The 15,351-nt window shown below is 43.4% G+C and carries 15 protein-coding genes; all 15 read right to left on the bottom strand.

Annotation, left to right across the window (positions count from 1 at the left end; all coding sequences use genetic code 11):
* Window positions 1–26 precede the first annotated feature (26 nt).
* On the bottom strand, window positions 27–1,499 hold the full coding sequence (locus tag AB4160_RS16555; RefSeq protein WP_372005571.1) for a flagellar hook-length control protein FliK: 1,473 nt from the start codon (window positions 1,497–1,499) through the stop codon (window positions 27–29).
* A 148-nt stretch (window positions 1,500–1,647) separates the two neighbouring features.
* Window positions 1,648–2,094, bottom strand: coding sequence for a flagellar export protein FliJ (fliJ, locus tag AB4160_RS16550; protein WP_102439491.1), 447 nt, complete (start codon window positions 2,092–2,094; stop codon window positions 1,648–1,650).
* Window positions 2,094–3,431, bottom strand: coding sequence for a flagellar protein export ATPase FliI (gene fliI, locus AB4160_RS16545; protein ID WP_102475400.1), 1,338 nt, complete (start codon window positions 3,429–3,431; stop codon window positions 2,094–2,096). The genes fliJ and fliI overlap by 1 nt, the downstream gene beginning before the upstream one ends.
* Window positions 3,400–4,377: a flagellar assembly protein FliH gene (gene fliH, locus AB4160_RS16540; RefSeq protein ID WP_102475401.1), complete on the bottom strand. Its 978-nt coding sequence runs from the start codon at window positions 4,375–4,377 to the stop codon at window positions 3,400–3,402. The genes fliI and fliH overlap by 32 nt, the downstream gene beginning before the upstream one ends.
* A 44-nt stretch (window positions 4,378–4,421) precedes the next feature.
* Window positions 4,422–5,465, bottom strand: coding sequence for a flagellar motor switch protein FliG (fliG, locus tag AB4160_RS16535; protein ID WP_102475402.1), 1,044 nt, complete (start codon window positions 5,463–5,465; stop codon window positions 4,422–4,424).
* Entirely contained in the window at window positions 5,455–7,149 is a 1,695-nt protein-coding gene (fliF, locus tag AB4160_RS16530; protein WP_102439487.1) for a flagellar basal-body MS-ring/collar protein FliF, read from the bottom strand. The genes fliG and fliF overlap by 11 nt, the downstream gene beginning before the upstream one ends.
* A 54-nt stretch (window positions 7,150–7,203) precedes the next feature.
* Window positions 7,204–7,545, bottom strand: a complete 342-nt coding sequence (gene fliE, locus AB4160_RS16525) for a flagellar hook-basal body complex protein FliE (RefSeq protein WP_102439486.1) — start codon at window positions 7,543–7,545, stop codon at window positions 7,204–7,206.
* A 228-nt stretch (window positions 7,546–7,773) separates the two neighbouring features.
* Complete coding sequence (locus AB4160_RS16520; RefSeq protein WP_102439485.1) at window positions 7,774–9,117, bottom strand: sigma-54 dependent transcriptional regulator; 1,344 nt, start codon at window positions 9,115–9,117, stop codon at window positions 7,774–7,776.
* Window positions 9,110–10,285, bottom strand: a complete 1,176-nt coding sequence (locus tag AB4160_RS16515; protein WP_102439484.1) for a PAS domain-containing sensor histidine kinase — start codon at window positions 10,283–10,285, stop codon at window positions 9,110–9,112. The genes AB4160_RS16520 and AB4160_RS16515 overlap by 8 nt, the downstream gene beginning before the upstream one ends.
* 161 nt (window positions 10,286–10,446) lie before the next feature.
* Window positions 10,447–11,877 (bottom strand): sigma-54 dependent transcriptional regulator, encoded by a 1,431-nt coding sequence (locus tag AB4160_RS16510; protein ID WP_102475403.1) that lies wholly within the window; start codon window positions 11,875–11,877, stop codon window positions 10,447–10,449.
* A gap of 399 nt (window positions 11,878–12,276) precedes the next feature.
* The gene (gene fliS, locus AB4160_RS16505) at window positions 12,277–12,681 is read right to left on the bottom strand and encodes a flagellar export chaperone FliS (protein WP_102439482.1); all 405 of its coding nucleotides are present in this window, start codon (window positions 12,679–12,681) and stop codon (window positions 12,277–12,279) included.
* Between the two features lie 6 nt (window positions 12,682–12,687).
* Complete coding sequence (locus tag AB4160_RS16500) at window positions 12,688–13,020, bottom strand: hypothetical protein (protein WP_372005569.1); 333 nt, start codon at window positions 13,018–13,020, stop codon at window positions 12,688–12,690.
* A 101-nt stretch (window positions 13,021–13,121) separates the two neighbouring features.
* Window positions 13,122–14,489, bottom strand: a complete 1,368-nt coding sequence (gene fliD / locus AB4160_RS16495) for a flagellar filament capping protein FliD (RefSeq protein ID WP_372005567.1) — start codon at window positions 14,487–14,489, stop codon at window positions 13,122–13,124.
* A 78-nt stretch (window positions 14,490–14,567) separates the two neighbouring features.
* On the bottom strand, window positions 14,568–14,963 hold the full coding sequence (locus tag AB4160_RS16490; RefSeq protein ID WP_372005565.1) for a flagellar protein FlaG: 396 nt from the start codon (window positions 14,961–14,963) through the stop codon (window positions 14,568–14,570).
* 271 nt (window positions 14,964–15,234) lie between these two features.
* Window positions 15,235–15,351 (bottom strand): flagellin (locus tag AB4160_RS16485; protein WP_372005605.1); only part of this gene is annotated, 117 nt, incomplete at its 5' end.

The raw sequence follows: 15,351 nt of genomic DNA, 5'->3' as shown, positions 1-15,351 counted from the left end.
CGATCATTAACCCATAGGTTACCGACTTAAGCGTAATAATCTATAGCTGAACTGCCACTCATGGCATGTTTTGTGACTATCTCAAGTTCTTGTGCTGAAATTTCATCCAAAAGCCTGTCATTACTAGCACTCGACTCATCATAATCAGCGTTTTTCTGCTGTTCGCCGTCTTGAGAAACATGACTGTCAGCCAATTGCAGCCCTTCTTCTGCTAGCATTTCCCGTAGCCGCGGAATAGCTTGCTCCAATAGGTCTCGGGTTTGTGTCTGCGCCACTTGAAATTGCACTTGGGTTTGATCGCCATTAACTTGAACTCTGACCACCATAGGGCCAAGCTCTGCCGGATCTAATCGAATTTCCGCATGTTGAATGCCCTGTCCTACCATCGTCATGAGTTGTTGCTTCATCACAGGGGCGAACTTTTGGATCATCTCCTGCATTTGCCCTACCGATTCAGATCCTTGGCGTAACGATAATTGAAATTGCGGCACATCACTTTTATGCACTGACGTTAAGCTACTTTGATTTTGTATCGCCTTGAGATCCACAGATTCTGCATCAAGAGTAAACTCACCAGCGCTAAGGGCAATGGCATTATTTGCTAGGGCATTACTACTAGGACTATTGGCAGAGGAAGGAATAGCAGACTTATCCATGGATACCGAGAACTCAGCTTTACTCAGGTTAACCCCAGATTCCTTTGAGGTTATTTTGCCTTCAATACTGTCAGGAGCGCCTAAAGTTTTGTTTGCATCAACTAAGCCTTTGTTTACATCAACTAGGTTTTTGTTTACATCAACAGCAGCGCTATTGTTATCCATTATGTTTTTATGAATTGAACTAAAGCCACTGCTAAGTGCAAGGGCTGGTTTTTCAGCATTATCTATGGCGCTGGTTGTTGCTAACTCAATCAAAGGGAGTAAGGCTCCACCTTGGATGGGAGTTTGCTGGTTAAAGTCAGTGATCAGCTGATTTAACTCCTTGACTGATAATGCTGACAACTCAGCTGCAGACATTGCACTAAATTCAGATAAATTTTGTAGTTGCTCAGCTGAATAGTCACTTAAAAATTCTGTAGTTGAACTGTCGGTATCTGCTGCCATAGCATCTATTTGGGGCATTGAAATCGCTTCAGCTAAGTTACCTAAAGCCTCTTGTGACAGTTCAGCTGAATCGGCCTCAATAGCCAGCGGCAATATGTTGCCACCTGTTGGTTGGCTATTGGTTTCAAAATTTTCTGCTAAGTCAATTTGAGCAAAGATTAAAGCAATATCGGTTTCTGCAGCAATATGCTCTTGTGAGGCATTGTCATCCACCAGATTGATATCTGTGTTATTTTCAGAAGCTTGCTCAGTGTTACCCTGCATCTCATCAGTTTGAGAAACTTGATTAAGCGCCGACAAAAAAGATGAGCTATCAGTACCTTGCGGCGTCTCTCCCGTTGGGGAATTCGCCATTTTATTGCTATTTCCAAGTAAAATATTACTCACTTGCTGCATAACAAACTCCGAGTTAATAACACCGAAAACTTACTTGGTGCTATAAAATTATGAAAGTCACATTGCTGACGCTTTTATTATTAATAACGAACCAAGCAATAAGAGTGCCAGAATAAAAATTAATTAGGCTAAAAACGGATAAGGGAATTTAACGCGGGGTTTTACGAATAAACTGCTGCATCGCAAATTCATCTGAGGCTTTTTGCTCTTGTTTATTGGCTATTTGCTGAGCTTTTTGATCATTTTTAGCTAACAACAATTCAACCGCTTTACGCTTTTGTTGCTTTTGCTGCCAATTAACTTGTCGATGTTGGGTCTGATTTTGTGCTTCTTTAACGGTATTAACTTGCTGCACTAGTGCTTGGTCAATTTGCTTAATAAATTCATGAAAAGAATGATATTCACTGGCACTTAGCGTTTTGCCTTGATTTTCATTCATTTGCTTCATGTACTCGAGGCGATAATTATTTAACGCCTCTAATTGCCCCTCACATTTTTGTAGTTCTAATTGTGCAGATTTAAGCTGTAAAGCCGCCTGTTCTTCTGCTTCTTTATTGAGTTTAAGCACTGTGATTAATGGATCAGCCCGGCGCATTATTTACACTGAGCAGCAATCTGCCCAACCATGGTTTGACTGTTATCAAAGGAAACAACATCTTTAAATCCTTGGCGTAAAAATGCATTCATCGCTGGTTGTAACCGAATAGCGTTATCAATGCGTGGATCGCTGCCTTGTGAATAAGCCCCAATTGAAATTAAGTCTCTGTTTTGCTGATAAAGTGAATACATCTGTTTAACCAGACGCATGGACTCTAAATGCTCAGTGCTAATCACCATAGGTGCGACGCGGCTAATGGACTGCTCAATATCAATCGCGGGGTAATGGCCAGAATCTGCCAGCGTTCTTGATAACACAATATGACCATCTAAAATCGCCCGTGACGCATCGGCAATGGGATCTTGTTGATCATCACCTTCGGTAAGCACGGTATAAAAGGCGGTAATCGAACCTTGACCTGGGCCGCCGTTACCTGCCCGTTCGACCAAGCGGGGTAATTTAGCAAACACCGATGGCGGATAACCTTTGGTCGCCGGAGGCTCACCCACTGCCAAGGCTACTTCACGCTGGGCTTGGGCGTAACGGGTTAAACTGTCCATCAATAACAATACGTTATAGCCAAGGTCTCTAAAATACTCCGCAATACGTGTTGAGGTTTCACAGGCGCGTAATCGCATCAATGGTGAAGTATCAGCAGGTGCTGCGACCACCACAGATCTGGCTCGGCCTTCTGGGCCTAAAATCTCTTCAATAAACTCTTTTACTTCACGGCCACGTTCACCCACCAGCCCCACCACAATAATGTCAGCAGTGGTGCCGCGAGTCATCATGCCTAACAGCACACTTTTACCCACACCAGAGCCGGCAAACAGGCCCATCCGCTGGCCTTTACCTACGGTCAACATGGCATTAATGGCTCTAACCCCCACATCTAATGGTTCGGTAATCGCGCGGCGCGATAAAGGGTTAATGGGCGGCGCATGACGCGAGGCATGTTGCTCAGTATTTAATGGTCCAAGGCCATCAAGGGGTAAACCACTACCGTCTAAAACTCTACCAAGTAAACTTAAGCCGACATTTAACCCTGACTGCTCACCTAAAGGCTGCACTCTTGCTCCCGGTAACACCCCTCTTAATTCATCTACGGGCATGAGATAAAGTAATTCATCATCAAATCCAACGACTTCAGCCACTAGCTCACCGGCCATGGTTTCGATAGAGCATAAACTGCCAACAGGGGCTCTACAGCCGGTAGCTTCGAGGGTTAAGCCAACAACCCTAACCAGCTGACCACTGGCCACAGGCCGAATGGGGGTGACTTTATTACTATGGAGTTTAAATTTATTTAGTAACTGATGTTGGCGATTTAGCATCATCTACCTCATCAACAAGGTGTAAACCCTCTTCATGTACGACAGAAGAAACATTGTCATCAGTGAGTTGATCCCGCTTTGCTCCCACCACCTTAAGGCTACATTCGCTAGCATCCTCGGCAATGCTAGTGGTGTAGTGACTTGAATCTGACTTAATCGTTTGCACATTGGCCTGAATCGCTGCGACCTGTTGCTGCAAGCCACTAAGAGCTTGACTCATACGCGCTTCAACTCGTAAGTCGACACTGGAGCGCTCGCTGTGAATGATGCAGTCACCGTTTTTAAGAGATGGATCAGCTTCAATTTCCCAACGATTCTTAGCTAATTGCGCTTCACTGTATAATTGATTAACAAGTGCAGCATCATCTGGGCTAAACCTCAGAGTGACTTGTTGTTTTTTAATCGGTAACGAATCTACCCCTTGACGCAGTACAGATAAAATATGTTCAGGATGAGTTTGTAATTCATTACCGACGATGGATTTGGTCAGATTAATGGATAGCTGTAATAGCTCAGCTTCAATTTCAGCATCAAGCACTAATAAGGGTTGCTCAAATTGCTCAACTAAGCCAGATAAACGCTCAAGCATCTCATTAGCTTTGGCTAAACCCACTTCATAACCTTGTTGTTCTCCTTGGCTAAAGCCTTCAGCGTGACCTTGCTCTAAACCTTCAAGCCGACCTTGCTCCGTGCCTTTCGCTAGCCCATCAAGCTGGCCTTGCTCAAAACCTTCTTGTTCAGCTTCAACTCGAATTTGCTCTATTTCAGCCATGGTAGGCGGTAAAAGGGGCTTGTCTTCAGCAACAGGCTGGGAATTTTGACGTCCTAGTTGGCCAAATAAATTTGAGCCAGTGTCCGTTTTTTGTTGGGAAACATCCGGTAATTGCCAATGGCTAAAATCTTCATCAACTTCTGTTAGGTTATTATTGTTATTAGCTTTAGTCATGATTGGTCTGGTTGTACCTCGTTATAAAATCGGCTTAAATCGGACTATAGGAACTCATCACCACCGCCGCCACCGAGCATAATTTCGCCGCTGTCACTTAATCGACGCGCAATCGCAAGGATCTCTTTTTGAGCCATTTCCACTTCACTGATCCTTATCGGCCCCATGGCTTCAAGATCATCACGTAATAGCTCACCTGCTCGCTTAGACATATTACCAATAATTTTGTCAGATAACTGATCATCAGCACCTTTTAATGCTTTCATTAGCACATCTTGTTGAACTTCACGCAGCAAAGCTTGAATACCGCGATCATCTACATCAATTAAGTTTTCAAACACAAACATCAGATCTTGAATTTGCTGCGCCATTTCTTCATCAGATTCACGCATGGTTTCCATGATCTGGCCTTCAACACCCGTATCAAGGAAGTTCATGATATTGGCCGCCGCTTTCAAGCCGCCCATTTTCGCAGCTTGTGCGCCGCCTTGTCCGGCAAATTGTTTTTCCATGATGTCGTTTAATTCTTGCAAAGCTGCTGGTTGAACTTCTTCTAAGTTAGCAATGCGCATCATTAAATCTAAACGGGTATTTTCAGGGAACTGACTGAAGATTTCAGCCGCTTGATCAGGCTCTAAATAAGATAAAACAATAGTTTGGATTTGTGGATGCTCGTTTTGAATAATGGTCGCCACTTGGCGTGCATCCATCCACTTAAGCGAATCTAAGCCTTTAGCGCCACTGCCCATAATAATTTGTTCAATCAAATTACCGGCTTTGTCTTCACCTAGGGCCGCAGTTAATGCTTTGCGGACAAACTCTTCACTGTTAAAACCAATGGAAGAAAACTTCTGAATCTCTTCCAAAAACAGCTTATGCACCCCAATGACTTTCTCTTGACCAAAGTCTTGCATGGCGGCCATGGCCATACCGACTTTTTGCACTTGTTTTGGCTCTAAGTGCTTTAAGATTGAGGCGGCATCTGCTTCACTTAAGCTCAGTAACAAAATAGCAGTTTTATCAATGCCACTCAGCTCTTCAAGAGTAGGCTGTTCGCCTACGGGTGCTGCCAGGGTATTATTTGCCATCTTCTTGTAACCAACTCTTAATTACTTGGGTAGAAAGTTCAGGTTCATTAGCCACTAATGCCCTAATCGACTTAATCATATCATCATCTTTATGCAGGTTTGGTATTTGAATCGAGCCATCATCGGCATAGCTATAATCTGCTTGTTGGCTATTGAGCATACCCAAGGTATCGGCGGCATACTGATCTTCAATCTCAGCCAATTCATGACCTAAGCGCGGCTCTTCGGGCATCTCGACTTCGTCGTTATTAAACAAACGATTTAACATAGGGCGAATCACAAACAAAATCAGCACTAAGACTAAAAACGCCCCTAACACCAATCTCACCGCGCGCCAAAACCAAGGCTGCTCCCACATTTCAGCGGCGGGCAGCTCTTCAATAAGCTGGTTCATAAACGGTACTGTGACCACTTCTAAGCTATCACCACGTTGACTGGTAAAGCCCATCGCCCCTTCAAGTAAGCGACGAATATTGGTTAGCTCTTGTTCGGTGCGCGGAATGCGGGTCACTATGCCACTTTCATCAGCTGGTCCCGGTTTATAATCAATGGCCACCGACACACTGACTCTGCGCACCACACCCACTTGCTGGCGGGTATGGCTGATGGTGGTATCAAGTTCAAAATTACGGGTTGCTTCTCGATGGCTATTGCCATTAACCGCTGTAGTTTGCTCTGCGCCTGCTTCTTGTGGAATATCTGAATCCATAGGAGGCTGATTGGTTAATGCCCCAGGAATGCCACCCATTGATTGACCGCTTGAATTACGCTCTATGGTCATTTCACTGCGTACAGCGGGTAAATCAGGCGAAAATCGTTTCGCGGTTTGCTCAATCGCGGTGAAGTCCATGTTGACATCCACTTGAGAAGTGAAGTTTTCAGGGCCTAGAATAGGCATTAATATCGAATCGATTTTGTTACGATATTCTGCTTCTTGATGTTGCACTAATTCAAGCTCGCGGCGGGCTCTTGAGGAGGCGCCATCTTGGCTACCTGAATTTAGCAGGCGGCCATTTGAATCGGTCACTGTCACCCGGCTTGGCTCTAAGCCTTGTACTGCTGAGGCGACAATATCAACGATAGAGTCAATTTCTTCTTGGCCAAGGCTACCACGACGAACGCTCACAACTACGGTAGCGCTAGGTTTAGATTTATTACGGGCAAACACATTTTCTTTGGGAATAGCTAATATCACTTTGGCGCGGCTAATACTTTTTAGCTCTTCTATCACTCTGGCTAAATTAACTTCTTGGCTTTGTTTAAGGCGGGCTTGCTCCATGCGCTGACTAACACCAAAACCGCTGTCTTGGCTTAAATAATCGGTTGGTTGACTACTGGCTTCAACGCCTGCACGGCCCAGCAGCAGTTTGACATTTTGATATTTGTTTTCAGGAATACTGACTACATCGCCGGAGATTTTATAGGCAATTTTATTCTTATCTAAAACGTCCAATACTTGGATCATTTCAGCAGTTTCCATTTGCCCTAACGGCCTATATTCAGGCTCTTGCGCCCAAATAATCATAAATACTGCCAGCACAAGACATACAGCTAAAGCCAATATCATAGTGATTTGACGCATAAAGTCAGCACTACCAAACGAGCTTTTCAAGCCAGGTTTATTTTCCTGCTGAATCCCTGTGCTATCGACTTTATCTGAATCTAATACTAGATCTGTGCTCACAATATTTACCTACTTCAATACCAGAATATCAACAACAATACTATTAACAAAAGCCTAAACAGGCATACTCATAATTTCTTTATACGCTTCTACAAGTTTGTTTCTCACTTGCACCGTTGCTTCAAATGCAACCCCGGCTTTTTCACGGGCAATCACGGTATCAGATAAGGTCACAGTGCTATCGCCCATCTCTAATCGGGTGGCTAAATTAGCTGAGTTTGATTGTAAATCAGCCACGCCACCAACCGCTTGAGATAACAATTGGCCAAAGTCAGCACCAGAAGTATTACCGACTTTTTGAATCATATCCGCTTGAATAGGTAAGCCAAGATTAGGCGAAATCTCACCCTTTAAGGATTGCATTTCTTGTAAAAAAGGATTTGAACTAATCTGCATTGTAAACTCCATTCGTCGGATATTTGACGACTTAAAAACAGTTACAATAGAATTAGCAAGTAGGATGCCAACAATAGCTTAAATACACTTAAGCCCATGAAAAGAGCTTAAAAACAACTTGAAAGGGTGAAAAACACACAAAATAGAACCGCTTTAGTAACATCAAAGCGGTTAAGCTAATATTTTAGAATTTAGAGTTAAGTATAAAGATGAACTAAACGTCGATATTTAAGCAGGGACTTGAATACCCAAGTCACGCATTTTAGCCATTTTATAGCGCAATGTTCTGGCGCTAATTCCCAGCTTCTCAGCTACGTCTTTACGGCTACCATTACATAGATTTAAGGTTTCCAAAATAATCACATGCTCTTGAGCCTGCAGTTCGCCCCCAAGCCCATCCGTTTCAGCAGCGGCCACGGGTTGCTCATTGGGGCTCAAAGTAACATCTTCAGCTTCAAGAATAATATCCGCGCCAGTTATCTCCTCGCCATTATTCAGTATCAAGGTGCGCTGAATAACATTATCCAGCTCACGGACATTACCTGGCCAGCGATAAGCCAATAAACGACGACAAGCTATCTCATCTAACTCTGGCACTGGTGAGACATTAAATGCCTTAGCATGCTTTACCAGCAAGTGCCTTGCTAAGGGTAAAATATCAGCCGGTCGTTGGTTTAATGCCGGCCAGGTTAGTGGAAATACATTAATGCGGTAATATAAATCTTCTCTAAATGCGCCCGATGTTGCCATGGACTTTAAATCACGGTTTGAAGTGGCAAGTACCCTCACATCAAGAGCTATGGTTTTACGGCCACCTAAACGCTCAACTTCACGCTCTTGCAGTACTCGCAACAATTTGGCTTGCAGCCCTAGCTCCATTTCAGAAATTTCATCAAGCAATATGGTGCCGCCTTGAGCCTGTTCAAATTTTCCAGGGCATGCCTGATAAGCGCCTGTAAAAGCGCCTTTTTCATAGCCAAATAAGGTGGCTTCAAGCATATTTTCAGGTATTGCTGCGCAATTAATGGCGATAAAAGGTTTTTCTGCTCGAGGGCTGTTTTGATGAATATAACGTGCTAGCACTTCTTTGCCCGATCCACTTGGCCCCATGATCATCACTGAAGCATCAGAGCTTGCCACCCGCTGGGCAATATTCAGTAGCGCCAAGCTTTTGTCATCGGCGACCACAGGTTGACCTAAATTTTGTTTAAGGGGTAAGTAGCGAGATACCTGATTTAACAACACTTCAGGCGCAAAAGGTTTAGCCAGATAATCCGCCGCACCAAGTTTTATGGCGCTAACCGCACTGTCAATGGTGGCAAAAGCGGTCATTAATAAAATGGGGACTTTACTATGGTTTTGCTGTAAATAGTTTAATAGCCCTAGCCCGCCAATACCTTCCATTTGCACATCACTGATAACCATATCAAACGTCGTGGTTTTCATGGCAATAATGGCCTCTTCTGCAGAGCCCACATCAACGCAGTCATATTGGGCTAACATCAAGGTATCAAGTAAGGCTTCACGCAGCGCAGCATCATCTTCAACTAACAGTAACTTGGCTTCACTCATGGGATCCCTCCACTATTTTTTTGGCTTGTTCCGTGTCTTTAGCCATAGGAAATGATAGTCGAATTAAGCTGCCTTTGTGCGGCTGCGATGTCACCTGTAATCTGCCGCCATGATTTCTCACCACGGTTTGCACTACCGCTAAGCCTAGGCCTGTCCCTTGGCTTTTAGTGGTAAAAAAAGGCTCCAATACTTGTTGCTGCATCTCTTTTGATAAACCCTTACCGTTATCAATCACATCGATATTAATGCCGTGTTCATCTTCGCCAGTCACAATCTGAATTTCTGTGGCATTGGCCTCTAGGCTGTTCATCACCAGATTGTTAATCGCCGAGCTTAAGGCATTCGTGTTAGCCATAATGTGTTTATCGGTTTGATCAATAAAGTGTAATTTACACTGTTTGTTTTCAACAATGGGCTCACAATTTGCCAGCACAGGCTCAATAATATCTGCAGTAGATGTCGACTCTGCGGCGCCATCTTGTTTGTTTCTTGCCATCAGTAGCATGTCATTAACTTGACGCTCTAGCTCATTAAGCCTATCGACTAACTTGCCTTGAAAACGCTTTTTAGCCGTATCATTTAATTTAGGGCTAGCAAGGTTTGATGCATATAACATTGCGGCCGATAACGGCGTTCTGACCTGATGCGCCAAGGTTGCCACCATTTTGCCCAGTGCTGATAAGCGCTGTAAATGAGAGAGGTTTTTCTGTAATAAGCGGGTTTCAGTTAAGTCAGTTAACACAATTAACTGCCCAGGCTCTGGCGACAGCGGAGTAATCGCCAGCTTTACTCGGCGGCCATCTTTTAGTGACACTTCATAACCGTCATCATCTTGGGGTGAAAAAGCGCGGTTAATAATGTCAAACCACTTGGCCCCTTGCAGCGGCCGGCCTAATAAGTCAGTTGCGACTGGGTTGGCTAAGGTCACAATACCGTCACCATTGATAATCACTACACCTGAAGGCATAGCTTGAAGAATATGCGCCATTTGATTAGACATATTAGCTGCCTTTTGCGGACGTGATGTTTCAGCTTGCAGATCGAGGTTCACTGATTGACGCAGTGTAATTGGCGCTGCTGGCGCCTCGCTGACAATTGCTGCAGGCTCGGCTAGTTTGTAGCTATCACAATACTGCGGCTGTTCTACTAGTGATTGCGCTGAATACATGGTCACTCCGTCAAAATAATAACTTTGTACTACCAATGCATTTGGTATGCCAGTTTAAAGTTTTTAACGGCGCAAAAGCAAAAAGCATGCCCTAATGCATGCTTTTTACTCGTTTTGTCTATTTGTTATTTAGCTGTAAGTTACTGTCGGTAAGAGCTTGATTAATCTTTACCCATACCGTACTTACGCATTTTTTCAACCAAGGTGGTTCGGCGTATGCCTAACATTTCAGCGGCTCTGGCAACCACGTTATCTTGTTGCTCTAACGCTTGGCGGATCATGTCAATTTCAAGCTCTGCCAATAAATCCTTAAGGTTTACCCCTTCAGGCGGTAATTCACTTGGAAAGCGGGTATCAGGTAGCTCTATGGGTTCCTCATCACTGAAGATAGATGCTAATGCATCACGCTCTTGCTGCTCTTCACTGACTTCAACACAATATTCTGGCACATCGATATAACGATATTTTCTTGGTAAGTCATTCACATCAACCAAGCCACCAGGGAATAAAATCGTTAAACGCTCGACTAAATTCGACAGTTCGCGGACATTACCAGACCAATTATGGGCCTTTAATGATTCGATTGCGCGCTGGGTAAAGCGGATTTTACCGCGGCCTTCGTTAAAAACACGGCTCACAAGCTCTTGCAATAATAATGGCACATCATCACTGCGCTCACTTAATGAAGGCATTTCTATTGGAAACACATTCAAACGATAATATAAATCTTCTCGAAATTCATTTTCGCTGATCATGGTTTCTAAGTCACGGTGAGTGGCCGCAACAATGCGTACATCGGTATTGATGGTTTTAGAACCACCGACACGTTCGAATACTTTTTCTTGCAATACCCGCAGTAACTTTACCTGCATTTGCAGTGGCATATCGCCTATTTCATCAAGAAACAGCGTGCCATTTTCAGCTAATTCAAAGCGGCCTTTACGGGTTGAAATCGCCCCAGTAAATGAGCCCTTTTCATGGCCAAATAGTTCACTTTCTAATAACTCAGGCGGAATAGCACCACAGTTGACCGGGATAAATGGTCCATCGCGGCGATCAGACATGTAATGAATATTACGGGCTACCACTTCTTTACCGGTGCCAGACTGACCCAGTACCAGCACGGTTGCGTCAGAGCTGGCCACTTGGCTAATAAGGTGTCTGACATTGGCAATACCTTCACTGCGGCCCACTAAACTTCTGAACAGTTTAGTTTGGTTAGCGCTGGTGGGTGTTTGCGGCTGTTTAGCTTGGCCATAGACTTGACAAAAATGCAGTAATTCGGTCAATTGCGGGTAGCTTATTGGCTCAGCAATGGTGCCTAATACGTTGCCACCATTAAGGTTACTTTCACCTGATAATAGCACTGGCTGCCAAGGCATTGATGACTTCACGCTTTTAATAAACTCAGCCGTGACTGATTGGGTATCAAGCACTAACGCCCGATAACGACAGTCTGCGGTTAATGAGGCAAGATCGTCTTTAGTAATTAGATGATACTTTTCACCTAAAAAATCAAAAATACAACAAAGACGAGAGACACGCTCAGAAGGGTCAGCAACAATTAATATTCGTTGTTCTATTTGCATCATTAAGAAGGCCAAAGCTCGAGTTATTATTATTTCACAGCCATTATCACGCTATACGAGATAAAACGGAAGTGCGACTTGATTGTGATTATTATATGCAATATGGATAAATATTTGGTGACAAACTTACCACAAATACATTAATACAACATCCTACCTATACGCTTTGGTTACACATAGTGTAAACACGGACATCTGCGCAATATAGTCTAAACGTTTTTATAAAATGAATATTGTATTATCAGCCAGTGAGAATCAAGTGACAAACCACAAAATTACAGCATCTCATTGATTTATGAAACCAACAGACTACTTTACACACAAATGCCAACAAACTGTGACCGGCTTTACGGCATTGAAAACCGACAAAAGGCGCTAAAAGCGCCTTTTGTTAATCAACACTTAACTAGCTTCAGAGGTTACTTGGTGCATTTCTTCTGGGATAGCATCCCAACCTTCTTTAATGGTTCGTAACAACCCCGCTACTTCATCAATGGCTTCAGCATCATTATTGATGTTGGCATCTGATAATCTGCGCAACATAAAGTCATATAACTGAGTTAAATTTCCGGCGACATCACCATCGGCTTCCATATTTAAACTGCCATTAAGCCCAGACACAATGCCAATAGCCTTACCCAATAACTCACCACGGCTGGCGATATCACCTTGATCAATGGCATATTTTGCTTGAGCAAGTCTTTCAAGTGCACCTGCTAATAACATTTGTATAATTCGGTGTGGCGACGCCACTGCCATGCCACTTTCGATTGATACCTTGCGATATGTCTGCAGTGAACCTCTCATAATTACCTACCTATTTGCATCTATAGATTTATATACGTTTATTTGGCGCTTAGCCGCATTGCCAGCCTGAAGTAATAGCTTGCGATGCTCTAACACTCTCGTAGCCTTTATAAATAAAGATTGAGTGTAATCAAACTGACTTTCAAGTATTGCTCTATCAGTAACGCTATCATCGTTAACTAACGCTTGAATGACAATTTGACGCCGTTGAATAAGTACCTGCAATTGTGATACCAACTCATCAACTTGTTCATCTTCCGGTTTAGCTTGCTCAATTTGAGCAATAAGAGAAAACGCTGCTGAATTGAGTTGTTCAAGTTCACTAAGGATGGGATTCACTGAGTACTCCAACGTAGGGGAAATAATGTTAAGCAGTATTTAGGGCTCAAAAGCGAGTTACATCGTCAAAGCATCGCCAAAGTAGCCCTATTGAATTTGTATTAAGTCTTCTTCACCACACCAGGCATAGAATCTAAGGCATTAAATAAAGAGCTCGACTGGGAGTTAAGGCTTGCCACCACTAAATCCATGGCATTAAATTGCTTATATAAACGGTCACTGTAGGCGCTCATTTTTAAATCTAATGCTTCTCGACTGTCTTCAAGGCGTGATAACTGATTATCAATGGTGTCATTACGGCCATCAATAATGCCACCGGGTTCAAGGTAGCTATCTACAAAGGTATCCAGTCGTGACGCTAGGCCAGTATCCTCAGTAATAAACATCTCTTTAATGCCGCCTTTATCAGCTTCGATGGCCTCTGATAATTTATCATCATCAATTTCTAACAAACCTTCACGGGTCGTAGTAATACCAATATTCATCAGCATTTGTGAGCCACTGCCAGAGCTGGTTTCAAAACTACTGGAAATGATATTTCTGAGCTGACTTTGTAAGCTTCGCGGCAGTGGGTCGCCTTGTAAAATAGCGGCATTTTCAGTGGCTGCATCATAGCGAGACAAGTCCTGAATCGTGGTCATTAAGGCGTTATAACTCTCAACAAACCCCTCAATTGCTGATGAGGCTTTATCGGTATCTTCATCCACCGTAATGGTGGTGGTTTTGCCAATATCAGCATCCGTCAGTTCCAAACTAACCCCGGTAATAATGTCACTGACATCATTTGAGCTTGAAGTCACCTTGACGCCATCAACCGTTAATATCGCATCAAGGGCTGGGGTGAGCTCTGTCATGGTAAAGGCATCGACTAATCCAGTGCCACCATCGGTGTCAGTTGCGGTAACGGTAATTAAATTGTCAGTGCCAGTATTTTTAGCACCTAGAATAAGCTGCGGGCCATTATCGCCATTAATAATGGTGGCGGTGACCCCATCATTATCTTCAGCGGCGTTAATCTTTTCCATGATGTCAGTTAAGCTGTCTTCAGCGCCAACCTCAATATCAAAGCTGTCACTGCCAACACCAATACTTAACGAACCTTCACCTATGGGGCTATCAGCATCTGCCACGGCAGCAGAGCCAACTTTTTGACTCTGGGCTAATTGCTCGACAATGACTTGATATTTACCCGGTACTGCACTTTCATCTACCGTAGTTTTAAAATAATCACTATTGGATTGGGACACTTTATGGCTGTCAAAGGTTGCAGAATCTGTCAGCAGCTCTAGCTTATCTTGGAATTCTGACAGTGAGCTTTTTAGTAACCCAATACCGGATATCTGCGCATTTAGCTTGCCTTCAGAGGTATCAAAACTCGCAATTTTACCGGCGCTTTCAGCATTAACTAGCGCAGTAACAATACCTGCGATATCCATGCCTGAACCAATACCTACCGATGTTAACCCCATAGCGACCTCTTTAATGCAATATCTGCTATCTAATTTGGAATAATCATAACTTTTATGATTATTGTTTTAAAACAATGACTACACTGCAGTTTCCATAAAAATACTGGCAATGTCTGTGAGCTTGCTCGCCATTTTTAATGCTTCTTCATTGGGAATTTGACGAATTAAATCACCAGTTTTAACGTCAATAACTTTAACCACCGCCTCCCCTGACTCTTCGTCAATATTAAAGGCTAAGCCTTTTTGCATTAGCGATAATTGCTGATTAATATCATCAACCGCATGCTGCAACTGCTCAGCATCGGTTTTAGCCGTTTCATTGACTTTATCTGTGGTGCGCGCCACATCGCCGGCTTTTTGAATTCCCTCTTCAGCCAGTGCGGTTGATGCTTGGGCGGCATTTTTTTCTGCAAGGGTAGCTAAACTATCTTTACGCATTGCAGCATTGGCCACATTGGTGATATTGACATCCATGATGCACCTCGACAAACTCAATAATTTAAGCAATTAATGCGCCAACTAAGATGGTGGCGATAAAAGGCAACAAGTAGAAAAACCACAATCGATTTAACTTAGTTACCAATGCGATAATTGCCATACATAAACAGCCACCCAAACAAGTGACCCATAATTCACTTTACTAAAAAGCACAAAGGGAGAATCGTTGCCGAGTCTCCCTTTAAATCTAACCTTAGCGTAATGCTAGTGCGTTCTTAGCGCGAAGTTAATTAACGCTTCGATGTCATTATAAAAGAGACAATGCCGTTTGCGGTAACTGGTTAGCTTGTGACAACATCGCTGAAGACGTTTGTGACAGAATCTGTTGCTTAGTTAACTGCGCAGTTTCTGAAGCAAAATCCAC

Source organism: Shewanella sp. 10N.286.51.B8, assembly GCF_041469325.1.
Lineage (GTDB): Bacteria > Pseudomonadota > Gammaproteobacteria > Enterobacterales > Shewanellaceae > Shewanella.
Note: the sequence above shows the minus strand (reverse complement) of the source record. Positions and strands in the feature narration are given on the sequence as shown.

Bases quoted from the DNA above. Each gene is read 5' to 3' on its own strand.
- AB4160_RS16555 (WP_372005571.1), bottom strand. From the start codon at position 1,499: ATGCAGCAAGTGAGTAATATTTTACTTGGAAATAGCAATAAAATGGCG.
- fliJ (WP_102439491.1), bottom strand. From the start codon at position 2,094: ATGCGCCGGGCTGATCCATTAATCACAGTGCTTAAACTCAATAAAGAA.
- fliI (WP_102475400.1), bottom strand. From the start codon at position 3,431: ATGCTAAATCGCCAACATCAGTTACTAAATAAATTTAAACTCCATAGT.
- fliH (WP_102475401.1), bottom strand. From the start codon at position 4,377: ATGACTAAAGCTAATAACAATAATAACCTAACAGAAGTTGATGAAGAT.
- fliG (WP_102475402.1), bottom strand. From the start codon at position 5,465: ATGGCAAATAATACCCTGGCAGCACCCGTAGGCGAACAGCCTACTCTT.
- fliE (WP_102439486.1), bottom strand. From the start codon at position 7,545: ATGCAGATTAGTTCAAATCCTTTTTTACAAGAAATGCAATCCTTAAAG.
- AB4160_RS16520 (WP_102439485.1), bottom strand. From the start codon at position 9,117: ATGAGTGAAGCCAAGTTACTGTTAGTTGAAGATGATGCTGCGCTGCGT.
- AB4160_RS16515 (WP_102439484.1), bottom strand. From the start codon at position 10,285: ATGTATTCAGCGCAATCACTAGTAGAACAGCCGCAGTATTGTGATAGC.
- AB4160_RS16510 (WP_102475403.1), bottom strand. From the start codon at position 11,877: ATGATGCAAATAGAACAACGAATATTAATTGTTGCTGACCCTTCTGAG.
- fliS (WP_102439482.1), bottom strand. From the start codon at position 12,681: ATGAGAGGTTCACTGCAGACATATCGCAAGGTATCAATCGAAAGTGGC.
- fliD (WP_372005567.1), bottom strand. From the start codon at position 14,489: ATGGGGTTAACATCGGTAGGTATTGGTTCAGGCATGGATATCGCAGGT.
- AB4160_RS16490 (WP_372005565.1), bottom strand. From the start codon at position 14,963: ATGGATGTCAATATCACCAATGTGGCCAATGCTGCAATGCGTAAAGAT.